The sequence below is a fragment of the Okeania sp. KiyG1 genome, assembly GCF_014132355.1.
In the GTDB taxonomy this organism is placed as follows: Bacteria; Cyanobacteriota; Cyanobacteriia; order Cyanobacteriales; family Microcoleaceae; genus Okeania.
The window spans coordinates 1-22,780 of record NZ_BLZO01000035.1 but is presented as its reverse complement, the minus strand read 5'-3'; the positions used below and the strand labels follow the sequence as shown (position 1 = coordinate 22,780).

Below are 22,780 nucleotides of genomic sequence, written 5' to 3'. Positions count from 1 at the left end.
GATTAAAAGTTGACTTTTCACCCAAAGAAGTAGAACTGCTCATAACTTTCTCCTCATCAGGATTTGAGAGAAACGCAAAAATTTAGAATGAAACAGCCCAGGGATTTCTGTAGGCTGTAAACTCAGAAATTAAGAAAGAAAAACCAGATTTCTACTAAGGTTAAACTATCAATTTTTATGGATCGACAAATTTGGATTGCGATGACATTTATTGCCTTTTTACTATTATTTACAGTAGTAGGCATTTATTCCGCAACCCAAAAACAAAACACAACAAATGATTACCTACTTGCTAGTAGAAATGTTAATCCCTGGTTGACAGCTTTATCAGCAATGGCAACAGGTCAAAGTGGGTATCTATTTATTGGTGTGATTGGCTTTACCTATAAAGTCGGATGTGCTTCAATTTGGATACCTGTTGCTTGGGCAATAGGAGACTATATTGCTTGGTGGCTGATATTCAAAAAGTTGAGATTAGTCTCTCAACAAACAAATTCAGAGACAGTGTCCTCATTCCTCGGTCAAGAAAATCTAGGACAAGGCAAAAATAACGGGCGCTGGATTACAATAATTTCAGCCTTAATTACTATTGCTTTTCTCGGTACTTATGCCTCCGCTCAACTGGTGGCAGCAAGCAAAGGACTAAATGCAATATTTGGCTGGAACTATCAATTAGGAGTTATTATTGGAGCTGTAATTGTCGTTATTTACTGTTTTTCAGGAGGCATTCGTGCTTCTATATGGACTGACTCAGTGCAGGCAATTTTGATGATTGGCTCCTTGTTGGTTTTGTGTATAGTCGGTTTGATTAACTGTGGTGGGTTTGGAGAACTTTGGGCAAAACTCAATGCAATTGACCCAACCCTGACAAATTGGGTTCCTGCCGATCTGCCTTGGGGATTTTTCCCTTACTTTTTGGGATGGGTAGTGGCAGGGTTTGGCGCTGTAGGTCAGCCTCATATATTAGTACGAGCAATGGCAATTGACTCTGCAGAGAATGTAGCTTTGGCTCGCAATATCAAATTTGTCTGCGGTCAAATGAACTCTGCTACGGCCTTCGGTGTGGGATTGACTGCAAGAGCATTGTTGCCAGATTTAATGACATCAAGTGACCCAGAGTTGGCATTACCTTATCTATCTATGGAACTATTACCAGCAGTGATGGTGGGGTTAATGTTAGCCGGATTATTTTCAGCAGCGATTTCCACAGCAGATTCTCAAATACTATCTTGTTCGGCTGCATTGAGTCAAGACTTAATTCCTACTAAAGCTAATTCTTATAGAATGGCAAAAATTGCCACGTTAGTTGTCACAGCTATTGTATTAGTAATTGCCCTAACAGGAGACAATAACGTATTCGCTTTAGTAATTTTCTCTTGGTCAATTTTAGCTTGTGGTTTAGGCCCGTTATTGGTATTGCGGGTTTGGCAAAAACCTATAAGTGTGCCAGTAGCGATCGCCATGATGATGATTGGAATTATTGTTTCCATAGCCTGGAATTTAGGACTTGGGTTATCTAGTGCTATTTATGAAGTACTTCCCGGTATGGCTACAGGCTTTATTGTTTATGGAATTGTTCATTTTTTGCTCGACTCTAGAGAGTTGAGTAAATAACAAAATTGTAGTACCCTGTATCAGTTTGATCGAGACGGAACAAAGATGGATACTCCCAATAAAGTATCACGATTACAACTATTCTTATCATTACCGATAGATTCGGTAGCTGCATTAATAGCTAGCATAACCTGTCTCTCTTTTTCACCAATTTTTATCCGTTTGAGTGAACTGGAAATAGGACCAAACGCTACAGCATTTAATCGTTTTTGGATTGCAGCTATTGGCTTTTGGCTACTCAATAGTTTTTTAAATGTACCTCACCAAAAGCAAAACACTGAACTTGGAATACAGAAAATTATTTCAAGAACTGACATAGGGTTACTGATTGCAGATGGAATGCTTTTATCAATGGGTACAATATGTTGGACTTGGTCTTTAACCAATACCAGTGTTGCTAACTCTAGCATTATCCATAATTTGATTCCTATATTTACTATCTTAGGAGGGTGGCTAGTTTTTGGTAAACTCTTTGAGAATCGATTTATCCTGGGTACATTTATCGCGATCGCGGGAGTAATGTTACTAGAAGTAAATGACCTGTTCTCATTGAATATTGGTCAGCAGCTAACAGGGGATTTTGCGGCTTTACTATCAGCAGTGTTTTTTGGGGTACACCCGTTAATTGCAGAGAAGCTCCGTATTAAGTTTAACGCTGTAACCATTATGAAATGGTCTTCTACGGCAAGTTTTCTGTTGGTATTACCTGTTGCTATATTTGCTCAAGAGCAACTTTTTCCTAGTTCAGTAACTGGGTGGTTTTCAGTTATCAGTCTAGCCTTTGTTGGTCAAATGTTGGGTATAGGACTTTGGACTTATTGCCTGAAAAATTTATCTTCAGGATTTGCTAGTCTATTTGGGTTACTTGCTCCTATTTTCAGTTCCTTGGAAGGTTGGGCGATTTTTTCAGAAAATATTGAATCATGGACTTGGGTAAGTTTCATGGTAATTTTATTTGGAATGTATTTGGCTATTTCTAGTAAGTTTGCTATTAAGTCTCAAGTTAATAACGTGTCGTTATAGTCCTTCATTAATTGATAATGGATAATGGATAATTGATAATTGATAATTACCTCGGGTTTTAACCGTTACGGAATTGAATATAAGGAAATATTATTTCTTTTCTCTTGGTCTCATGGATATGGCGAGGAGACCGCTCTTATCAGAGCCGCTCCGCTTTTAGCGCAGCTTTGCGATAGCAAACGCCATCCCTCGACCGCTTTTTCCCCTTAAAAGGGAGGCTTCAAGGCGCGAATTATTTAATTATTAATTATTAATTATTCGGTAAAATTTAACGGCACTACACACCCCATGCTGTACCTGTTCCCTAATTTACTTTAACAACAACATTATCGATACTTAAGCAAGATATGTCACCAAGTAATAGCACTTCCAAAAGTCAAACTCCCACTAATTATCGCACTATTGGCATCATCGGTTGTGGCAATATTGGAGGGCGACAAGCAGCTAATTTTCTAGCCCATGGCTATTCGGTTTATGTCTACGACATTAATCCAGATCGAATGACAGAGTTGAAGTCTTTAGGTGCCCATATTACCCATAGTTGTGCAGAAGTTGGAACTTGTTCAGAGATAATTTTTACCTCCTTACCTACTCCAACAGATGTGATAACTGCTGTACTGGAGGACGAACATAGTCTTAGTCAAGGATTACGACCGGGGAGTATTTATATAGACCTTACCACAAATTCTCCCGAAACAATACTAAGATTGCATAAAGCCATGAAGGAACTGGGAGTTGAGATGTTAGATGCTCCCTTTAATGATTGCCCAGAAGGTGCTAAAAGTGAAACTGGTATGGGTTTAGCAGTTCTGGCGAGTGGTTCAAAGACTACCTTTGAGCAAGTTGAACCCATTTTCAAACTAATGGCAGACCGCGTTCTCTACTGTGGAGAAATTGGCAGAGGAACTCAATGTAAACTTATTCACAATGCTGTTAATGCTGTGGCAGTTCAAGCAGTAGGTGAAGGAATTACCTTGGGTTTAGCCGAGGGAATTGAACTACAAACTATTTGGGATGCCTTACGCTTTGGTTCCTTTGGTCAAAATGCTGGGGATATTCATGGTTTACCTCACTATTGGTTTTCACGACGTTGTGATGACCTCTCTCAACACCCAGCTTTTACGGTCAAGCTACTACATAAGGATTTACGAATTGCTCTGGCGATGGCGAGTCAACGCAATATATCTGTTCCTCAGTTAAGCTTGGCAGTCAAAGACTATGAGGAAGCAGAACAGCGAGGTTGGTCTGATTATTCTACCACAAAGCTGCGTTGTTTGCAAGAGGAGCGAGCTGGAGTAATTGCTAAAGCTACTTTACCCGTAACTTCTAGTTCCACCCAAGAACAGCCTCAGTTGAATTCCAAAGGAACATAAGATTCTCCTATTCAGAAAAGTAAATTCTATAATGTTTACTATTTTGATGTATCTGCTAGTCAGCAACCTTTTTTAATCAGGACTTACGCACAGACACTAAATCCAATGAGGGCGCCATTCGGAGCTTGACGTTAGTCAATGCCATTTGCGTTCCGCAGAGCTCCGAATGGCGCCCCTACATATGGCGTTTTCAAGGTTGATTTGCGTAAGTCCTGTTAATGTAAGGGCGTTGCATACAACGTCCCTACTCCCTACTCCCTAAATTTTTTATTGTGGTTATTCAAACAGACATGATATAACAAATTAGTACAGAGCAACAAAGTCTATGAAATTAGAAACAATTAGTCAAAATCAAGATTTATCATCAGCCACGATACCAAGATTACGAGTATTGCACCTCGCAGGTTCCCTTGTGTCTGACTTTTACTACAACTTATCAATAATTTACGCAAAAGAAGTAGTGCAACCAATGGGTGTCAGTAGCTACTATGCAGTCGTACACCCTGACAATCTTTGGCAGTTAGGAACTTCCTTAGATTCCTTGTCGGAAAAGATGTCTCTCCAGGATATGATTCCTCGACTACCTCAGATTGACGTAGTAGTTCCCCATATGTTCTGCTTTCCTGGAATGACCAGTTTCAGGGCTTTATTTGAGGATATCATTGGTATCCCCGTAGTTGGGTCGCCATCTTATTGTACAGCATTAGCAACTAACAAAGCACAGACACGGAGTGTTGTGTCTGCATCTGATGTCCTGGTTGCCAAAGCACAACAACTACGCCGGGGAGATAAATTAACAATGCAGCCGCCCTTTGTCGTGAAACCAACCTCGGAAGACAATTCTTTGGGTGTGACATTGGTGTGGGATGAATCTCAAATAGAGGCAGCATTGGAAGTTGGGTTTGAACTAGACGAGATGTTGTTAGTTGAGGATTATATTCCTGGAAGGGAATTTCGTGTAGGTGTGGTTGAGTATGAAGGTAAGTTGTCTGTCTTGCCGATGATAGAGTATTTAGTTACTGAGGAATACCCTATTAGAACTGTACATGATAAGTTGGAGCTAAAATCAGACGGAACTCCTGGAAAACAACCTGAGAAACCAGCAGTTAAGCCAGTATGTCCAGCTAATGTCACCCCACAGTTATTTGAAAAACTTGCGGATGCTGCTAAGAAGGCTCATGTTGCTTTGGGTTGTCGCGATTATTCTTTGTATGACTTCCGAGTACACGCAGAAACCGATGAGCCATATCTACTTGAAGCAGGATTATTTTGGTCTTTCGGCAAAATTAGCATGATTTCCCGGATGCTTCAAGCAGATGGGCAAAGTTTAGAAGATGTGGCTTTGCAACTGTGGAGTGCAGCAGCAGGGAGGACTCGCGTAGCTTGTGGTTCGTTGTTTAAATACAGCAAATCAGAGCAAGTAGCAAAAGTTTAACGAAGTCAGAAGTTAGAAGTTATTTTTGTAATGGCGATGTGGGCAAGCCTCCAAAAGTTGAAAATACTCAAAAAGCTTGTATTTTGGGCTGACTATGGCAGAAAAATCACTCTTACAATTCTTACTCCTACCTCCTCCCTCATTCCCATTTCTCCTGACTCCTATCCTCACTCATAAGACTTTTTCAGCAAACCCTAATTAGAACACTACCTATTCAGCAGTCTTAATTTATCGTTATAGCAGAAGAAAGAAGGAAGAAGGAAGAAGGAAGAAGGAAAAGTATTACGTTGTCTGAGTTTTAAGCTTTTGACCTGTCCTAACCTTTACTTCGACTGCTATATTATCATTTCCATTTGACTAAGTCTAGAAAAAAAGATGAATGCTCAAGCAAAATTATTAAAGCTACAGTTTGTCTCATTTTTACCGATAGATTCTTTAGTTGCATTAACAGCTAGCATAATCTGTCTCTCTTTTTCACCCATTTTTATCCGTTTGAGCGAACTGGAAATAGGACCAAACGCTACAGCATTCAATCGTTTTTGGATAGCGGCTGTTGCCTTTTGGCTGCTAAATACTTTATTGACAGTACGCCACCGAGACCGAAATAAAGAAACTCCACTCGAACAACAGAAGCACCATCTAGTTAATAGGGCAAAGCTACTAATAATAGATGGTATTCTTATATCAGTAGGTTTAATGCTTTGGGCTTGGTCTTTAAATCAAACGAGTATTGCTAACTCTAGTATGATCCATAATCTAGTGCCAATATTTACCGTCTTGGGAGGATGGCTAGCTTTAGGTCAAACTTTCGATAATCGATTTTTGATTGGTATGGTAGTTGCAATTTTTGGAGCAACTTTACTAGAAGCAAAAGAACTGTTATCATTGAGGATGAGCCAGGAACTATTAGGAAGTTTAGCAGCTTTGCTCTCAGCAGTGTTTTTTGGAATACATCCACTGGTCATTCAGCGACTCCGTAGTAATTTAAGCCCTGTCACTATTATGACTTGGTCTACAACAACAAGTTTTCTATTTATGTTACCTGTTGTTCTAATTGCCAAAGAGCAACTTTTCCCAACTTCGATAAATGGGTGGTTTGCAGTCATTGCCCAAGCTCTCGTTAGTCAAATGCTTGCCATGGGACTTTGGGCTTATTGTCTCAAAAAGTTATCTGCCGGGTTTAGCAGCTTAGTAGCGTTGCTTATTCCAGCTCTCAGTGCGGTGGAAGGTTGGGCTATATTCTCAGAAAGCCTGAATTTTTTGACTGTGGTAAGTTTCTTTGTAATTTTATCTGGAATGTATTTGGCTATTTCTAGCACATCTGCTATCAAGTTTGAAAATGACTGAAGGCATTGCTGAATTAGTGTATGATATTAATCATAATTCTTTAGGAGTCAACCCACCCTCGCCCCTCCTCCCAACCCACCCCTAACCCCTCCCAGGAGGGAAGTCAGGAGGAGCGAGTCAGGAGTAAAGAAAGAAGAAGAAATAGTAGTAGAAGAGAAAGTTTTTTGTTCGCGCTCTTATCCGGGTATGATATCATACCTCAAATCACCAACTCTAATATTCGCTAAATAAAATAGAGAGGAATCAAGTTTTGTCTACTTTTCGATCGCTTTCTACTTCCCACATACAGCAAGCAAATTGGTTTCTGTATAAGTTCAACTCTCAGGGTTTAACAGATAAAATATCTCTGGGGGTTAGAATTAAATCTCCTCTAGATATTCAAAGTGTAAAAGATACACTACAAGTATTAATTGAACGTCACTCTATTCTCCGCAGTATCTATTACGAACAAGATGGGAAAATAGTTCAAGAAATTAGGGAAAATGTCGATATTAATTTTGAACAAATTTATGCTTCATCTTGGAACGACGAGGAATTAGAAGGGCAGTTATCTGACTCGCTAAAACGTCCTTTTAACTTAGAAAATAGCGGAGTATTTCGTGCTTGTTTATTTAAACGTTCGGTAACAGATAATATTTTGTTATTGACTGTTCATCAAATAGCTGGAGATTGGGAGTCTTTATTAATATTAATGAATGAATTTGTGGCTCTCTATGAATCAAAAATTAATGATGAATCTCTAGATTTACCCATACTAAATAAGTCTTATGAAGATTATATTCAGAAAGAATTAAACTTGCTCAATAGTTCAGAAGGAAAACAATTAGGCGATTATTGGCAACAGAATTTAGCTGATGAATTACCAGTGTTAGAATTACCCACAAATTCTCCTCGTCCAACCATTAGAACTTATAATGGAAAATCAATAAGGCGTACCATAAATTTACAATTAAGTCAACAAATTCAACAACTGGCAAAAACAGAAACAGTCAAAGTTGAAGAGATACTATTAGCAGTATTTAAAGTCCTGCTTTACCGCTACACAGGAGAAGAAGACTTACTTGTAGGTTTATTACAAAATCGAGAAAATCAACCATTATTCCCTGGAGTTATTGGCAATTTTACTAATGTTACGGTTATCAGAGACTCTATTTCAGGGAATATCAAGTTTACAGATTTTTTGACTCAAGTCAGTAAAAAAGTATTTGAAAAAGAAAGCTATAAAGATTATCCATTTGCTCTACTTGTGCAACAACTCAAATTATCTAATCTGAGTTATTCTCCTATCTGTCAAGCAGCCTTTGGTTATTACAAGTTTGAGAAGTTATTTAATGCCAAAGAATTAGAATTAGAATATTATCAACTCCCACAACAAAAGGTAGATTTTGAACTCAGTTTAGAAGCAATTCAGTTAGATAAATCTCTATGTATTGATTGGAAATACAATAGTGATGTATTAGCAGCAGAAACTGTTACTCAAATTGCCGAACATTTCCAGAATTTACTAACAGCAATTGTAGAAAATCCTCAGACAGAAATAGATAAGTTAGCGATACTGAGTGACAGGGAAAAACAGCAAATATTAGTGGAATGGAACGATACAAAAGTAGATTATCCTCAAGGCAAATGTATCCATGAATTATTTGAGGCACAAGTAGAAAAAACACCGAATGCGGTGGCAGTAGTTTTGGCAGAAGAAAAGCTGACTTACTCTCAGTTGAATATCAAAGCAAATCAACTAGCTCACTACTTACAAAAGTTGGGAGTGAAGCCAGAAACGCACTTGGGAATATGTGTAGAGCGTTCTTTGGAAATGGTCGTAGGGATATTAGGAATTCTGAAAGCAGGGGGAGCTTATGTACCACTCGACTCAAACTATCCCTCAGAACGTTTAGCTTATATGCTTGCTGATGCTAAAGTGTCAGTGTTGCTGACTCAGGAATCATTAGTTACATCATTGCCAGAGCATCAAGCACAGGTTGTTTGCTTAGATAAAGATTGGGAGGCGATCGCTCAGTTTTCTACAGAAAATTTGACGAGTGCTGTAAAACCAGAAAAATTAGGCTACATCATCTATACATCTGGTTCCACAGGTAAACCGAAAGGAGTTGCCATGAGTCAACGCGCTCTGGTTAACCTAATTATGTGGCAGCAGCAGGAAGCAATTATTGGTGAAGGTGCAAAAACATTACAATTTGCTCCCATCAGTTTCGACGTATCTTTCCAAGAAATTTTTTCCACGTTATATTCAGGTGGTACTCTGGTTTTAGTTTCTCAAGAAATCAGGCGCGATAGTTTTGCTTTGATGCAATTTATGATTGATAACAAAGTAGATAAACTATTTGTACCCTTTGTCGCTTTGCAACAGTTAGCTACAGTTGCTGCTCAATGTCAAACTTTGCCACAACTGCGTGAAATTGTGACAGCGGGCGAACAGTTACAGATGACACCAGACCTAATTGAGTTAATGAAACGACTGCCCAACTGTAGGTTGCAAAATCAGTACGGTCCGTCAGAAAGTCATGTGGTTTCTGCTTACAGTTTACAAGGTGCTGTGGAAAGTTGGCCAGCACTTCCTCCTATTGGTCGCCCTATTGCTAACAATCAACTTTATATTTTCGATAGAAATTTAAAACCAGTTCCCATCGGTGTTCCCGGAGAGCTGTATATTGGTGGAGTTGGTGTGGCAAATGGTTACCTGAACCGCCCGGAGATGACTGCGGAAAAATTTATTAATATCCCCATTCCGTCCTCCTTAGAAAGGGGGAGACTAGAAGAAATCCCCCTTCCGTCCCCCTTGGAAAGGGGGAGACTAGAGGTTCCCCCCTTACGAAGGGGGGTTAGGGGGGATAATATTTCCCTATACAAAACAGGAGATTTAGCTCGCTATCTTCCTGATGGTAATATCGAATTTATTGGTCGCATTGATAACCAAGTCAAAATTCGAGGTTTTCGGATCGAAATTGGAGAAATTGAAACGACGATCGCTCAACATCCCACTGTTAAAGAAACAGTAGTTTTGGCAAGGGAAGATAACCCTGGTAATAAACGTTTAGTGGCGTATATTGTGCCCGAAACTGAGACGGAGCAAAAAATTGTACCGCAACTAAAACAATATCTCAAGGAAAAATTGGCAGAGTATATGGTGCCTTCAGCTTTTGTGGTTTTGCCACAACTGCCATTAACTCCGAATGGGAAAGTTAACCGTCGTGCTTTACCTGCACCAGATATTTCTAGTTTTAGTGAGAGTAATAATTTTGTTGCACCACGGGATAATATTGAACAACAATTAGCAGAAATTTGGTCAGAGATTCTGAATATTCATCCAGTGGGAATTAAAAATAATTTCTTTGAGTTAGGAGGTCATTCTCTATTAGCAGTTAACTTAATGGCAAAAATTCAACAACGCTTTGCCAAACAATTACCTTTATCTACTCTGTTTACCAATCCTACAATTGAAGATTTAGCCAGTTTAATCCGAGGAGAAAGTCAAGTTATTTCTTCTTCTCTAGTTCCGCTGCAAACTCAGGGAAATAAGCAACCATTTTTCTGTGTACATCCTGCGGGAGGTCATGTATTTTATTACCAGGAATTATCCCATTATTTAGGTAATAATCAACCCTTTTATGGCTTACAAGCTCAAGGGTTTAATGAAGGAGAAAAAATCTTCACAAATGTGGAAGACATGGCTGAATTTTATATCAAAACTATGCAAGAATTTCAACCAGAAGGACCCTATCAAATTGGTGGTTGGTCTTTTGGGGGAGTTGTTGCTTTTGAAATGGCACAACAGTTAGTTCAGCAGGGACAAGAAGTTAGTTTGTTGGCTTTATTAGATCCTTGGGCTCCCATCTTATTAGACCCTAATAAGAAAATCGATAATTTGTACATGAGGGGAGTATTAAGTCGTTATTTTGGAGGAATGTTTGGTGTAACAAATTTAGTTAATGAGGAAGAATTAATTGGGTTAAATCATGAAGAACAGATAGAATTTATTATTGATAAAGCGGAAAATTTAAAGTTATTCCCAGAGGAAGCTACTCGCGAACAGAATCGACGCTTTATCGATGTAATTATCGGTACTTTAAAAGCAACTTATGCCTATAAGCGTCGGCCTTATCCAGGAAAAGTAACAGTCTTTCGGGGACAAGAAAAACATCCTCATGGGATAGATCCGCAATTAGTTTGGGTAGAAATGTATGCTATCTTAGATGTAGCTGATATGGAAGTAGTTATGGTTCCTGGTAATCATTTTACATTCATAAAAGAACCACATATCAAAGTATTAGCAGAACGTTTGAGTGAGCATTTGAAGTAGTTAAGGCTTACGCATGAACGCTATTGGTAGGGTGTCTTAGCAACAGCGTAACAAACCAAAACCCTATATCTATTCTCAGTGCTTAAGTCTTGTTAATAAAAATTGGTAAAGCTCATTTTTAACCTAACTCAGGAAGAAAAAGATGACCGTTTTTATTAATAATGAACCTTAGTATTTTGCCACAGTAGAAACCCGTGCCTTACAGTAGATTCACCTTAGAGGAACTCAAACAAAAATTTAACATTACCCTGACAGGTAGCAAAGGAAAATTTAACAACTTACCAGAAGTTGCCCCCAGTAAATTTCTTCTTGAAACCTTAGAAGAATATTTACCATTAGCAGTAGCAATAGGTTCGGAAAAAGCTCGCTCTGAATTAATAGTTGCACCAATTTTAGTGGCAATTAAAAAACATTTAGACCAACAGATAAGTTTATTTTCTGGCATCGAGTTTAATGTTGATATAGAGCTTGGATTAAATGGCTTTTGCGATTTTATTATCAGCCATTCAACCCAAAAATTTTTCATCGAATCACCAGTTATTGCCTTAGTAAAAGCTAAAAACGATAATCTCAAATCAGGTTTAGCTCAATGCATGGCAGAAATGGTTGCCGCTCAAATTTTCCACCAACGTCATTTCAGTTATCAGTTATCAGTTATCAGTTATCAGTTCCTCTGGTTGAAGCATTGGGATTGAAATACTGAAGTTTATTTTTTTTCATCCTCTTGAAAGGGCGAGACCTTATTTTTTGGTCAAGGTAACGAGATTTCCAAAATTTATGGAGCTATTACTACTGGAACTGCTTGGCAATTTTTAGAGTTAGAAGGTGAAGCAGTAGTATTAGATTTACAGGAATATTCTGTGGAAAACTTACCAAAAATTTTAGGAATCTTGACCAGTTTTGTTAGTTAGTAAATAAGCATTCAGCAGTCAGCTATCAGCTATTCCTACGGAATGCTTACGTTAGTAATTATGCTTTTATAGCAATCCTAAATAGAACAAATAAGTTGAAGTATCTCTTTGACAGTATTTGCTTTTATCGTGTAGTCAAAAAATTGGAGATTAATTATGCTAGGAAATGCCTCAGAATCTAAAAAGAAAATCTATCGCATCATCTACGGTTACTGGCAAAGTCAGTGCGTTTATGTAGCAACAAATTTAGGAATTCCTAACTTGTTGCATGACGGACCAAAAACTGTTGAAGAAATAGCAGAAAAAACATCAACAAAGGTAGAAAAACTTTATGTTGTACTCCGAGCATTAGCTCATTTAGGCGTGTTTATAGAAAAACCAGGTCGTGTTTTTGCTGCTACAGAATTATCCGAATTTCTAATTACAAATGATTCCCCTTCTATCGGTGACTTTTTAATGCACATTACAGAACCTAATATGTGGGATGGTTGGCGAGAATTAGAAAACAGTTTAAAGACTGGAGAAGTTCCTTTTGAGTTAGCAAAAGGTAAGGATTTTTATACTTCCTATATGACAGAGAATCCCAAGAGTAAAAAACTGTTCAACAATGCCATGAGTTATTTAACTGCTGAAGTTGTTGACCCGTTATTTGCAGTTTATGATTTTGGTCGCTTTAAGACAGTAATGGATGTAGGAGGAAATCAGGGTACATTAATTGCCAATATTGTGAAAAGATTCGGTTGTAAAGGAATTTTGTTTGACTTACCCCATGAAGTAAAAACTGCTCCTAATAATCTGGCAAAATATGGGGTTAATGATGCAGTCACAGTTGTTGGTGGAAGTGCTTTGGAATCTTTACCAAAAGGTGCTGATGCAATTGTCATGAAATATTTTCTATCAGTATTTAGTAAAGAGGATTCAATCAAGGTATTGACTAACTGTCGAGAAGCTCTGCCAAAAGACGGTAGGGTGATTCTTCTACAAACTTTAGTTCCTGCTGTTGGTGCCCCTGTAGAATATCCCGATGGCACAATACCAGCTTTGGCAGCAGTGCAGATGATGATTACAAACCCAGGAGGTTATTGGCGCACCGAACAAGAATATAAGGATTTGTTTGCAGCAAGTGGTTTTCAACTCGAACAAATCTTTAATACTGGTACAAGTGTGACAGCTATGGAGTTTAGTCCTATTTAAATCTTTAGGAGTCAGGAGTCAGGAGTTAGGAGTCAGGAGGAAAGAGAATCACAAAGATTTTAGTAGTTATGACAATTGGATATTTTTTTTATCAAAATCATAAGGGTCGCGCAACCCCGCCTTTTAAGGCGCAATGTTTTTGGAGCAGGGATTTAAGCCCCGTTACAAAAATAACTTCTGTACGGGCGCCATTCAGCAGCTTTGCGTCAGCAAACGGCCGTTTGCTTCGCATAACTATCGTTAACGCCCCTACTGACTTCTGGCTTCTGACTTCGTTAAGTCCAATTCCCCCGGATTTGACATAATTACTCCCTACTCCCCTACTCCCCTACTCCCCTACTCCCCTACTCCCTACTCCCTACTCCCCTACTCCCCTACTCCCCTACTCCCTACTCCCTACTTCCTACTCCCTACTCCCTACTTCCTACTCCCTACTCCCTACTTCCCTACTCCCTACTCCCCTACTCCCCTACTCCCCTACTCCCTACTTCCCTCTTTTTTCAGGAAAGCCAGGATAATCAATTGTAGGATAGTTTAAGAATCAACTATAAAAGGAGTAAATCAAATATGGGTTTAATTAATGGTATACTCGGAAATGCTTCCGAAGTTAATACTGATTCCAAAAACTAGATAAGTTATTCAACGATATTTTAGTAGATGGAGAACAAATTGAAAAAGCTTACCAAATTATTCGCGATATGTTTGTGTTTACTAATAAGCGTTTAATTTTGGTAGATAAACAAGGAGTGACAGGACATAAAATTGAGTTTCTCTCTATTCCCTATTCAAAAATTACCAAATTCTCTAAAGAAAGTGCGGGGCATTTTGACTTAGATGCAGAGTTAAAGATTTGGGTGGGTAGTGAATCAGAACCAATTAGTCATGAGTTTAATCGTTCAGTAAATATTAATGAAGTTTATGCTGTACTGAGTAAGTATGTTTTGAAGTAAATTTTTGAAAAAGGTTGTAGGTTTTAGGTTCAATCTTATGTAAGCATTCAGCCGTCAGCGCTTCCCTGCGGGATGCTACGCAAACAGCTATCAACTATTGCTTTTAGTTTTAGATAAAAGCTTTACTCATTAAGTCAGAATTTATGCTTATATCATGTCCGCACTTTATTGTTTGTGTAAAACCAAGGGTGAATATCTACAGGAAATTTAAGTTGTTTCAAGCTTTTAAGCCTTCTTCCCTCTTCCTTCTTCCTTCTTCCTTACTTTCGCTATAAAATACCGATGCTACCGGACATGATATTACTATAAAAGCTAGTTTTAAAGTCTATATTTATTCAAGCCCTCTAATGAGAGCTGAGAGCTGAGAAAAGAGGGAGGTAGGGACGCCCTTATGCAACGTCCCTACAGAGGAGGGGGAAATAATTAATGTATATAGTGCGATAATTGATTTTATTTTTGATTATTGGAGATACAGCGGATTCCCAGGCGTGAGGTACACCCGTCGCGGGCAAGATGCCCGCACTGGGAACGTTTAATTGTTAATATTTGTATTTCATATACCACCGAATCTGCTGTATCTATTTTGTCTTATCCTAATTTTTCAAAAAATAGCATAAGTATATAAAAAATATGAATAAAGGTCCTGACCCGAACCTTAAATATCCAATACCCGATCAAACTCGATTGGTCTATTTAAAAAACATTATTAAAAATCCCAACATCATTGTCGGAGATTATACTTACTACGACGATTTTGAGAATCCAGAGAATTTTGAGCGCAATGTTCTCTATCATTTTGATTTTATTGGAGATAAATTAATTATTGGTAAATTCTGCTCTATTGCCTCTAATGTCAAGTTTATTATGAATGGAGGAAATCATCGTACTGACTGGTTGACAAATTATCCTTTTCCTGTGTTTGGAGAAGGTTGGGAAAAAGCAATGCCGGACTCGTGGCCAGACAAAGGAAATACTGTCATTGGTAATGATGTTTGGATTGGTTATGGAGCGGTCTTTATGCCTGGTATTCAAGTAGGGGATGGAGCAATTATCGCGACAAATTCTGTAGTAACACAAAATGTTCCTCCATACAGTATTGTTGGTGGAAATCCTGCTAAGGAAATTCGTAAAAGATTTGAGGAAGCTATTATTAAAGAGTTGTTAGAAATGAAATGGTGGGATTGGGAAATTGAAAAAATTACTGATAATTTACAGGCGATTTGTGGATCAGATATTAATGAATTGCGCAAGGCTTTTTCATTAATGGATAATGGATAATGGATAATGGATAATGGATAATGGATAATTACCTCTGGTTAAAACCGCTCTTGATTGAATATAAGAAAAAAAATCCTTTAATCCAATCCTCTTATTTATTAGAAGAGGTAATTCTTAATTATTGAATGCTTTTATTTGTTTCATACCATAGGAATTAAACTGTAGTTTAACAGTTACAGCATATTAGATATTGGTGTTTTTTTGATTTTATATGTATAAAGAAAAAGTTGATTTAATTCCATAACAAATTATCGAAAGGTAAAATTATTTTGTGATCAAATTATTAACAAAATATATGGTTAGTCAACAAACAATAGATATTGTCAAATCTACTGCACCAGTGCTGAAAAAACAGGGAAAGCAAATTACTACTCGGATGTATGAAATAATGTTTGAAAATCATCCTGAAATCAAATCGCAGTTTGATATGTCGGCCCAAGCTGATGGCTCTCAACCTGCAAAGTTAGCTACTGCAGTTTATAGTTATGCTAGTCATATTGATGATTTGGCTGGTCTAAAATCAATGGTGGAAAAAATTGCTCACCGCCATGTACAAACTCATGTACTACCGGAACAATATCCAGTGGTGGGAGAATGTATGTTGCAAGCTATGCAGGATGTTTTGGGAGAGGCAGCTACGCCAGAAGTGATATCTGCTTGGACAGAAGCTTATCAGGCGTTGGCAGAGGTTTTTATTCAACGAGAGCATGAAATTTATGAAGAGGAAGGTGTTTCCTGATTTCATCAGGAGTTACACAAAATATCAAATTATACACAATCTGTAGGGGCGGCCGTTCGCCCCTTCTATATATAGTGATATAGTGGTTATGCGTAAGTCCTGTTCATTTTTTTTGAGTTAACAAGACGGGGGAAATATTGAGTTTAATAGTTGCGGGAGAGCGTAGTGGGGTTGGCAAAACAACTGTTACGTTGGCGCTATTGTCTTATTTGAAACAGCAAAATTTGCAGGTGCAATCATTTAAGGTGGGACCTGATTATATTGACCCGATGTTTCATCAATATGTTACGGGTAAGTCTTGTCGGAATTTAGACCCGGTTTTGACTTCCGAGGTTTATGTGCAGCAATGTTTTGCGCGAAATATTCAATATGTTGATTTTGCTTTGGTTGAAGGGGTGATGGGTTTGTTTGATGGGGTGAGTTTTAATCCCCCCTGGCCCCCGTTAGAAAGGTTCGATCCCCCCTGTCCCCCCTTAGAAAGGGGGGTAGAAGATGATGGTGATGGCTGCTTTCCTGATTTTGTTTTCGATCCCCCCTGTCCCCCCTTAGAAAGGGGGGTAGAAGATGAGTGTGATAGTATTTTGTTGAAACAAGGGGAAAAAGATGATGGTGATGGGTGTTTTCCTAATTTTGTTTTCGATCCCCCCTGTCCCCCCTTAGAAAGGGGGGTAGAAGATGAGAGTGATAGTTGCTTTCCTGATTTTGCTTCTACTGCTCATATTTCTCGCTTGCTGAATGTACCTGTATTATTGGTGCTTGACTGTAGTCGGTTATCAAGTTCTGTGGCAGCGATCGCTCATGGTTTGATTTCTTTTGACCCTAATATTAATTTTGCTGGGTTGATACTCAACCGGGTCGGGAGCGATCGCCATTTACAGTTACTTCAAAATTCCCTAAAATCTATAAATTTACCTGTACTTGGGGTACTGCGACGACATCAAAATATTAATATTCCTGACCGACATTTGGGTTTACTTCCTACTGATGAAATGCCTGATTTAGATAATTTAATTAATGATTTGGCTGAATTGGCAAAAACTTGTTTTGATTGGGAGAAATTACTACCACTTTTAAAAATTCATAATGAGGGGTCTCAGCACTTTTTATATAGCCAAGTTCCCCCTAATAACATAATACATTTTTCACTATCAAATGTCAAGAATATTGAGAAAAAAAAGTCGCAATTTTTGATAGGAGTAGCTCGCGATCGCGCATTTAATTTCTATTACCAAGACAACCTAGATATTCTGGAAGAGTTAGGGGCAAAAATAGTATTTTGGAGTCCGCTAAAGGATGAAAATTTACCTGCGGGAGTGGAAGGTTTATATTTTGGTGGTGGATTTCCAGAAGTTTTTGCCGAACAGTTAAGCGAAAATATTTTAATGAGAAAAGCTGTTCGGGCAGCAATTATTTCTGGAATGCCAACTTATGCTGAATGTGGTGGGTTGATGTATTTATCTCAGGCAATTATTGACTTTAATAGTAAGTCTTGGGAGATGGTAGGAATTTTACCAACTACAGCAGTAATGGGTAAAAGTTTAAAGTTAGGATATCGGCAAGCAATTACTAATATAGATACTCCTTTATTAGCGGCAAATACACAAGTTTATGGACATGAATTTCATCGTTCTGAATTAATTGAAGCACCCGCAAGACATCTATACAAAATGTGGCGAATTGATGAGGATAAAAATCGAAGCAAAGGAACTGTTGAAGGTTGGAATTTTTATCAACTTCATGCTTCCTATCTTCATATTCATTGGGGGAGTAGGGTAGATATTCCTCAGCGATTTATTAATAATTTGGAAGAGGGAAGAAGGAAGAAGGAAGAGGGAAGAAGGAAAGACTGAAGTTAATTTTTTTGTAAGCATTCAGCCGTCAGCTATCAGCTATCAGCTATTGCTTTTAGTTTTAGATAAAAGCTTTACTAATTGAGGCATAATTTATACTTACTACCACAGTCAGCTATAAAGTCTATATTCATTTAAACCCCCTCATCAGAGCTAAGAGCTGACAGCTAATAGCTGAATGCTTACATTTTTTTTGTCATTGCGACCGACAGGGAAGCAATCTCAAATCCTAATTTTTCGTACCTGATATAGAATCCGGTAGCATCGGTGTAATTAGATGGGGAGATGGGGAGATGGGGAGATGGGGAGATGGGGACCCACCCCTAACCCCTCCGAGGAGGGGAATATCGAGAAATATTTGGTAATGGTTGAAGATGGAACATTTTTTTATACCGAATTAAACGGATTTGATATGATATAGAATCCGGTTAGACCAATTTGAAAAAAAAATGCTATGAAAAGTGCCACTCTATCAGACATTCTTAAAAATAGTGACTATCGTGGATTTTAGATAGTTATTTATATCGTTTTTACCTTTTTAAAAATATTTCCTTCTTCTTCCTTCTTCCTTCTTCCTTCTTTCGTACGGACGCCCTTATGCAACGTCCCTACTATTTGTAACAAACACTTATCACGCTTGGTATTATACAGTATATGTTTATAATTCTATCCACACTTTCTCGCCTTAAATCTCCCCATCCCCCCATCTCCCCATCTCCCCATCCCCCCATCCCCCCATCTCCCCATCCCCCCATCCCCCATCTCATATAATAAGTATTCAACCGGATTTGATATGATGCGTAAGTCCTGTTAAATGTATTGTAGTGCTGGCATCTTGCCAGCGATGGGTGTACCTACCAAAGTGGAATCTGCTCTATGTTTACTTCTCTGTACGGACGCCCTTATGCAACGTCCCTACTCCCCTTCTCAATAAAATGTAGAAATAATATAATCTCTCCTTCGACTGCTATATTCCTCACTTTCTCAGAACTTACGCACAGACACTAAATACAGTGAGGCTGAATGCCATTCGCCCCTACATATGGTGCTTTCAAGGTTAATTTGCGTAAGTCCTGTTTCTACTTTTTTTTGGTAAAATAATAACTGTTTAATATTAATATTCAGTTTGAGAAATAAAATGACAGTATCTGTGGAGTTTATTGAAGGATTAGATGAGAAAATTACAGAAGTTAGTCTGAGAAAACGTCGTAACTCTGAGACAAAAATAGTTGTACTAATGTTTGACCGTCTTCAAGCTACGGAAAGTTTTCGTTCCTTCACCAATAAAATAAATAAATTATGGTTGAAAGACGAGGAAGGAAATATTGAAGTTGCTCCTAGTGGGATTAAATTTTTGTCTGCTGATGAAAGTGATTTTTCTCAAGTAGAGTGTTCTTTTGAAGTAGAATCAGAAGAAAATTTTGAGAGAGTAATGCGATTTTTACACCGTTATGCTGAGGCGAATGGTTTTGAATTTAAGTCTAATTAACAGGACTTACGCAAATTCTTAGACAATATCAGGACTTACGCAGAGACTCTACATATAGCGAGGGCGAATGCCAAGCGAGGGCGAATGCCAAGCGAGGGCGAATGCCAAGCGAGGGCGAATGCCAAGCGAGGGCGAATGCCAAGCGAGGGCGAATGCCAAGCGAGGGCGAATGCCAAGCGAGGGCGAATGCCAAGCGAGGGCGAATGCCAAGCGAGGGCGAATGCCAAGCGAGGGCGAATGCCAAGCGAGGGCGAATGCCAAGCGAGGGCGAATGCCAAGCGAGGGCGAATGCCAAGCGAGGGCGAATGCCAAGCGAGGGCGAATGCCAAGCGAGGGCGAATGCCAAGCGAGGGCGAATGCCAAGCGAGGGCGAATGCCAAGCGAGGGCGAATGCCAAGCGAGGGCGAATGCCAAGCGAGGGCGAATGCCAAGCGAGGGCGAATGCCAAGCGAGGGCGAATGCCAAGCGAGGGCGAATGCCAAGCGAGGGCGAATGCCAAGCGAGGGCGAATGCCAAGCGAGGGCGAATGCCAAGCGAGGGCGAATGCCAAGCGAGGGCGAATGCCAAGCGAGGGCGAATGCCAAGCGAGGGCGAATGCCAAGCGAGGGCGAATGCCAAGCGAGGGCGAATGCCATTCGCCCCTACTAGATATGGCGGTTCTGCATTGCCTGTTGCCTATTCCCTATTCCCTATTCCCTATTCCCTATTCCCTATTCCCTAATATAAATAAAAAATGAGTAAATCAATAGTAGTTAAACAACTATTTTCCCAAGAAATTACACCAGAGAATTTTCGACCTTTTGGGCAAGTAATTTGGGCATCAAAAGATGGCAAAAAATATGACCAAGATGATGCTCAATTAAATTTAGAAAATGGTACGCCAAGATTTTATATTATGCGGTTATTTGGTAAGGGTCGAAAATTTACTAAAATTACTCGTCATATAAAATGTACTCAATGTTTGGGTTCTCTAGAAGGTAAGGAATGGTTAATAGCAGTTGCTCCACCTTGTGTAGAGAATGCACCAAAATTAGAAGATGTAGTTGCTTTTAAAATTCCCGGAAATTGTTTTATTAAATTAGAGGAGGGAACTTGGCACGCAGGACCATATTCAGATTATGAATTTGTAGATTTTTACAACTTAGAATTGAGCGATACGAATGAGGTAGATCATTTTACTCACAGCTTTGCTAAAAGTCATAATTTAGAGTTGGAAATTGTTTGAAAATTGGTAATATAGCATCACAATAAGGAAAGTCAAAAGTCAAAAGTCAAAAGTCAAAAGTAAGAATTTAGGCTGTAGAAATTTTTTATGATTTTACCAACTCATATCAAATCCGGTTAAATAGTTATTATCAAGTTGGCAGAAATGGGGAGAAGGAAAGTCAAAAGTCAAAAGTCAAAATTCATGCATTAAGAATTTAGGCTGTAGAAATTTTTTATGATTTTACCAACTCATATCAAATCCGGTTAAATAGTTATTATCAAGTTGGCAGAAATGGGGAGAAGGAAAGTCAAAAGTCAAAAGTCAAAATTCATGCATTAAGAATTTAGGCTGTAGAAATTTTTTATGATTTTACCAACTCATATCAAATCCGGTTAAATAGTTATTATCAAGTTGGCAGAAATGGGGATATTGAAGTAATTATAGGGTTATAAACATACACTGTATAACCGGATTCTATATAAGAGCGCGAACAAAAAAACTTTCTCCTTCTACTACTTTTTCTTCTTTCTTTCCTCCTGAGTTCTCAGTAATTAATATTAATATCATACTCTAATTTACCAACGTCAAAAAAACTTTCTCCTGTTCTTCCTCTTTTTTCTTGCTTCTTTCTTCTTGCTTCTTCCTTCTTTCTTCACTGATAACTGATAACTGATAACTGATAACTGATTTCTTTCCTCCTGAGTTCTCAGTAATTAATATTAATATCATACTCTAATTTACCAACGTCAAAAAAACTTTCTCCTGTTCTTCCTCTTTTTCTTGCTTCTTTCTTCTTGCTTCTTCCTTCTTTCTTCACTGATAACTGATAACTGATAACTGATAACTGATTTCTTTCCTCCTGAGTTCTCAGTAATTAATATTAATATCATACTCTAATTTACCAACGTCAAAAAAACTTTCTCCTGTTCTTCCTCTTTTTCTTGCTTCTTTCTTCTTGCTTCTTCCTTCTTTCTTCACTGATAACTGATAACTGATAACTGATAACTGATTTCTTTCCTCCTGAGTTCTCAGTAATTAATATTAATATCATACTCTAATTTACCAACGTCAAAAAAACTTTTTCTCCTGTTCTTCCTCTTTTTCTTGCTTCTTTCTTCTTGCTTCTTCCTTCTTTCTTCACTGATAACTGATAACTGATAACTGATAACTGATTTCTTTCCTCCTGAGTTCTCAGTAATTAATATTAATATCATACTCTAATTTACCAACGTCAAAAAAACTTTCTCCTGTTCTTCCTCTTTTTTCTTGCTTCTTTCTTCTTGCCTTCCTTCTTCTTCACTGATAACTGATAACTGATAACTGATAACTGATTTCTTCCGAGTTCTCAGTAATTAATATTATTCTTCCTTCTTCTTCACTGATAACTGATAACTGATAACTGATAACTGATTTCTTTCCTCCTGAGTTCTCCAGTAATTAATATTAATATCATACTCTAATTTACCAACGTCAAAAAACTTTCTCCTGTTCTTCCTCTTTTTTCTTGCTTCTTTCTTCTTGCTTCTTCCTTCTTTCTTCACTGATAACTGATAACTGATAACTGATAACTGATTTCTTTCCTCCTGAGTTCTCAGTAATTAATATTAATATCATACTCTAATTTACCAACGTCAAAAAACTTTCTCCTGTTCTTCCCTCTTTTTTCTTGCTTCTTTTCTTCTTGCTTCTTCCTTCTTTCTTCACTGATAACTGATAACTGATAACTGATAACTGATTTCTTTCCTCCTGAGTTCTCTCAGTAATTAATATTAATATCATACTCTAATTTACCAACGTGTCAAAAAACTTTCTCCTGTTCTTCCTCTCTTTTCTTGCTTCTTTCTTCTTGCTTCTTCCTTCTTTCTTCACTGATAACTGATAACTGATAACTGATAACTGATTTCTTTCCTCCTGAGTTCTCAGTAATTAATATTAATATCATACTCTAATTTACCAACGTCAAAAAAACTTTCTCCTGTTCTTCCTCTTTTTCTTGCTTCTTTTCTTCTTGCTTCTTCCTTCTTTCTTCACTGATAACTGATAACTGATAAC

At 38.2% G+C, this 22,780-nt stretch carries 24 protein-coding genes; 15 read left to right on the top strand and 9 right to left on the bottom strand.

The window, feature by feature from the left end; all coding sequences use genetic code 11:
* Positions 1-177 precede the first annotated feature (177 nt).
* The 13 genes from SAGCYANO_RS05655 (at position 178) to SAGCYANO_RS05595 (ending at position 18,453) form a co-directional block, all read left to right on the top strand.
* Positions 178-1,614: a sodium/proline symporter gene (locus SAGCYANO_RS05655; protein WP_202219184.1), complete on the top strand. Its 1,437-nt coding sequence runs from the start codon at positions 178-180 to the stop codon at positions 1,612-1,614.
* A gap of 45 nt (positions 1,615-1,659) precedes the next feature.
* Positions 1,660-2,637, top strand: a complete 978-nt coding sequence (locus SAGCYANO_RS05650; RefSeq protein ID WP_202219183.1) for a DMT family transporter — start codon at positions 1,660-1,662, stop codon at positions 2,635-2,637.
* A gap of 347 nt (positions 2,638-2,984) precedes the next feature.
* Positions 2,985-4,010 (top strand): NAD(P)-dependent oxidoreductase, encoded by a 1,026-nt coding sequence (locus SAGCYANO_RS05645; protein WP_202219182.1) that lies wholly within the window; start codon positions 2,985-2,987, stop codon positions 4,008-4,010.
* Positions 4,011-4,335: 325 nt separating this feature from the next.
* Positions 4,336-5,445, top strand: a complete 1,110-nt coding sequence (locus tag SAGCYANO_RS05640) for a D-alanine--D-alanine ligase (RefSeq protein ID WP_202219181.1) — start codon at positions 4,336-4,338, stop codon at positions 5,443-5,445.
* A gap of 375 nt (positions 5,446-5,820) precedes the next feature.
* On the top strand, positions 5,821-6,792 hold the full coding sequence (locus SAGCYANO_RS05635) for a DMT family transporter (RefSeq protein WP_202219180.1): 972 nt from the start codon (positions 5,821-5,823) through the stop codon (positions 6,790-6,792).
* Between the two features lie 250 nt (positions 6,793-7,042).
* A complete protein-coding gene (locus tag SAGCYANO_RS05630; RefSeq protein ID WP_237395839.1) occupies positions 7,043-11,110 on the top strand; it encodes a non-ribosomal peptide synthetase in 4,068 nt (1,355 codons plus the stop codon).
* Positions 11,111-11,304: 194 nt separating this feature from the next.
* The gene (locus SAGCYANO_RS05625; RefSeq protein ID WP_202219179.1) at positions 11,305-11,805 is read left to right on the top strand and encodes a hypothetical protein; all 501 of its coding nucleotides are present in this window, start codon (positions 11,305-11,307) and stop codon (positions 11,803-11,805) included.
* A 372-nt stretch (positions 11,806-12,177) separates the two neighbouring features.
* Positions 12,178-13,215, top strand: a complete 1,038-nt coding sequence (locus tag SAGCYANO_RS05620; RefSeq protein WP_202219178.1) for a methyltransferase — start codon at positions 12,178-12,180, stop codon at positions 13,213-13,215.
* 647 nt (positions 13,216-13,862) lie between these two features.
* Complete coding sequence (locus tag SAGCYANO_RS05615; protein WP_307785828.1) at positions 13,863-14,165, top strand: PH domain-containing protein; 303 nt, start codon at positions 13,863-13,865, stop codon at positions 14,163-14,165.
* Between the two features lie 630 nt (positions 14,166-14,795).
* Entirely contained in the window at positions 14,796-15,443 is a 648-nt protein-coding gene (locus SAGCYANO_RS05610; RefSeq protein WP_202219177.1) for a CatB-related O-acetyltransferase, read from the top strand.
* A 295-nt stretch (positions 15,444-15,738) separates the two neighbouring features.
* Positions 15,739-16,182, top strand: coding sequence for a globin domain-containing protein (locus tag SAGCYANO_RS05605; protein ID WP_202219176.1), 444 nt, complete (start codon positions 15,739-15,741; stop codon positions 16,180-16,182).
* A gap of 191 nt (positions 16,183-16,373) precedes the next feature.
* Entirely contained in the window at positions 16,374-18,032 is a 1,659-nt protein-coding gene (locus SAGCYANO_RS05600) for a cobyrinate a,c-diamide synthase (RefSeq protein WP_375339874.1), read from the top strand.
* Between the two features lie 277 nt (positions 18,033-18,309).
* Positions 18,310-18,453: a hypothetical protein gene (locus tag SAGCYANO_RS05595; RefSeq protein WP_202219174.1), complete on the top strand. Its 144-nt coding sequence runs from the start codon at positions 18,310-18,312 to the stop codon at positions 18,451-18,453.
* A 190-nt stretch (positions 18,454-18,643) separates the two neighbouring features.
* On the opposite strand, the gene SAGCYANO_RS44185 is transcribed toward SAGCYANO_RS05595, so the two are convergent.
* On the bottom strand, positions 18,644-18,814 hold the full coding sequence (locus tag SAGCYANO_RS44185) for a hypothetical protein (RefSeq protein WP_237395838.1): 171 nt from the start codon (positions 18,812-18,814) through the stop codon (positions 18,644-18,646).
* Between the two features lie 356 nt (positions 18,815-19,170).
* On the opposite strand from SAGCYANO_RS44185, the gene psb28 reads away from it, so the two are divergent.
* Complete coding sequence (gene psb28, locus SAGCYANO_RS05590) at positions 19,171-19,521, top strand: photosystem II reaction center protein Psb28 (RefSeq protein ID WP_202219173.1); 351 nt, start codon at positions 19,171-19,173, stop codon at positions 19,519-19,521.
* 35 nt (positions 19,522-19,556) lie between these two features.
* On the opposite strand, the gene SAGCYANO_RS05585 is transcribed toward psb28, so the two are convergent.
* Positions 19,557-20,156, bottom strand: coding sequence for a hypothetical protein (locus SAGCYANO_RS05585; protein WP_202219172.1), 600 nt, complete (start codon positions 20,154-20,156; stop codon positions 19,557-19,559).
* Positions 20,157-20,254: 98 nt separating this feature from the next.
* Here SAGCYANO_RS05585 and SAGCYANO_RS05580 point away from each other — a divergent pair, with 98 nt between their 5' ends.
* Positions 20,255-20,746, top strand: coding sequence for an ureidoglycolate lyase (locus SAGCYANO_RS05580; RefSeq protein WP_202219171.1), 492 nt, complete (start codon positions 20,255-20,257; stop codon positions 20,744-20,746).
* Between the two features lie 552 nt (positions 20,747-21,298).
* On the opposite strand, the gene SAGCYANO_RS05575 is transcribed toward SAGCYANO_RS05580, so the two are convergent.
* From SAGCYANO_RS05575 to SAGCYANO_RS05545, 7 genes are all read right to left on the bottom strand, one after another.
* Positions 21,299-21,457: a hypothetical protein gene (locus SAGCYANO_RS05575; RefSeq protein WP_202219170.1), complete on the bottom strand. Its 159-nt coding sequence runs from the start codon at positions 21,455-21,457 to the stop codon at positions 21,299-21,301.
* 17 nt (positions 21,458-21,474) lie between these two features.
* Positions 21,475-21,618, bottom strand: a complete 144-nt coding sequence (locus SAGCYANO_RS05570) for a hypothetical protein (RefSeq protein ID WP_202219169.1) — start codon at positions 21,616-21,618, stop codon at positions 21,475-21,477.
* Positions 21,619-21,635: 17 nt separating this feature from the next.
* Positions 21,636-21,779 carry a hypothetical protein gene (locus SAGCYANO_RS05565; protein ID WP_202219169.1) on the bottom strand — a complete coding sequence of 48 codons (144 nt, stop codon included), beginning with the start codon at positions 21,777-21,779 and terminating at the stop codon, positions 21,636-21,638.
* A complete protein-coding gene (locus tag SAGCYANO_RS05560; RefSeq protein WP_202219168.1) occupies positions 21,757-21,942 on the bottom strand; it encodes a hypothetical protein in 186 nt (61 codons plus the stop codon). Before SAGCYANO_RS05560 ends, SAGCYANO_RS05565 begins: the two co-directional genes overlap by 23 nt.
* Before the next feature lie 256 nt (positions 21,943-22,198).
* Positions 22,199-22,342: a hypothetical protein gene (locus SAGCYANO_RS05555; RefSeq protein WP_202219167.1), complete on the bottom strand. Its 144-nt coding sequence runs from the start codon at positions 22,340-22,342 to the stop codon at positions 22,199-22,201.
* 3 nt (positions 22,343-22,345) lie between these two features.
* Positions 22,346-22,507, bottom strand: a complete 162-nt coding sequence (locus SAGCYANO_RS05550) for a hypothetical protein (RefSeq protein ID WP_202219166.1) — start codon at positions 22,505-22,507, stop codon at positions 22,346-22,348.
* A gap of 19 nt (positions 22,508-22,526) precedes the next feature.
* Positions 22,527-22,670 carry a hypothetical protein gene (locus tag SAGCYANO_RS05545; RefSeq protein ID WP_202219165.1) on the bottom strand — a complete coding sequence of 48 codons (144 nt, stop codon included), beginning with the start codon at positions 22,668-22,670 and terminating at the stop codon, positions 22,527-22,529.
* Between the last annotated feature and the right edge of the window lie 110 nt (positions 22,671-22,780).

Coding starts and splice junctions, on each gene's coding strand:
- SAGCYANO_RS05620 (WP_202219178.1), top strand. CDS start 12,178: ATGCTAGGAAATGCCTCAGAATCTAAAAAGAAAATCTATCGCATCATC.
- SAGCYANO_RS05570 (WP_202219169.1), bottom strand. CDS start 21,618: ATGATATTAATATTAATTACTGAGAACTCAGGAGGAAAGAAATCAGTT.
- SAGCYANO_RS05555 (WP_202219167.1), bottom strand. CDS start 22,342: ATGATATTAATATTAATTACTGAGAACTCAGGAGGAAAGAAATCAGTT.
- psb28 (WP_202219173.1), top strand. CDS start 19,171: ATGACAGTATCTGTGGAGTTTATTGAAGGATTAGATGAGAAAATTACA.
- SAGCYANO_RS05635 (WP_202219180.1), top strand. CDS start 5,821: ATGAATGCTCAAGCAAAATTATTAAAGCTACAGTTTGTCTCATTTTTA.
- SAGCYANO_RS05650 (WP_202219183.1), top strand. CDS start 1,660: ATGGATACTCCCAATAAAGTATCACGATTACAACTATTCTTATCATTA.
- SAGCYANO_RS05645 (WP_202219182.1), top strand. CDS start 2,985: ATGTCACCAAGTAATAGCACTTCCAAAAGTCAAACTCCCACTAATTAT.
- SAGCYANO_RS05580 (WP_202219171.1), top strand. CDS start 20,255: ATGAGTAAATCAATAGTAGTTAAACAACTATTTTCCCAAGAAATTACA.
- SAGCYANO_RS05550 (WP_202219166.1), bottom strand. CDS start 22,507: ATGATATTAATATTAATTACTGAGAGAACTCAGGAGGAAAGAAATCAG.
- SAGCYANO_RS05595 (WP_202219174.1), top strand. CDS start 18,310: ATGGGGAGATGGGGAGATGGGGAGATGGGGAGATGGGGACCCACCCCT.
- SAGCYANO_RS05585 (WP_202219172.1), bottom strand. CDS start 20,156: ATGGCATTCGCCCTCGCTTGGCATTCGCCCTCGCTTGGCATTCGCCCT.
- SAGCYANO_RS05640 (WP_202219181.1), top strand. CDS start 4,336: ATGAAATTAGAAACAATTAGTCAAAATCAAGATTTATCATCAGCCACG.
- SAGCYANO_RS05560 (WP_202219168.1), bottom strand. CDS start 21,942: ATGATATTAATATTAATTACTGAGAACTCAGGAGGAAAGAAATCAGTT.
- SAGCYANO_RS05610 (WP_202219177.1), top strand. CDS start 14,796: ATGAATAAAGGTCCTGACCCGAACCTTAAATATCCAATACCCGATCAA.
- SAGCYANO_RS05605 (WP_202219176.1), top strand. CDS start 15,739: ATGGTTAGTCAACAAACAATAGATATTGTCAAATCTACTGCACCAGTG.
- SAGCYANO_RS05565 (WP_202219169.1), bottom strand. CDS start 21,779: ATGATATTAATATTAATTACTGAGAACTCAGGAGGAAAGAAATCAGTT.
- SAGCYANO_RS05545 (WP_202219165.1), bottom strand. CDS start 22,670: ATGATATTAATATTAATTACTGAGAACTCAGGAGGAAAGAAATCAGTT.
- SAGCYANO_RS05655 (WP_202219184.1), top strand. CDS start 178: ATGGATCGACAAATTTGGATTGCGATGACATTTATTGCCTTTTTACTA.
- SAGCYANO_RS05575 (WP_202219170.1), bottom strand. CDS start 21,457: ATGATATTAATATTAATTACTGAGAACTCAGGAGGAAAGAAATCAGTT.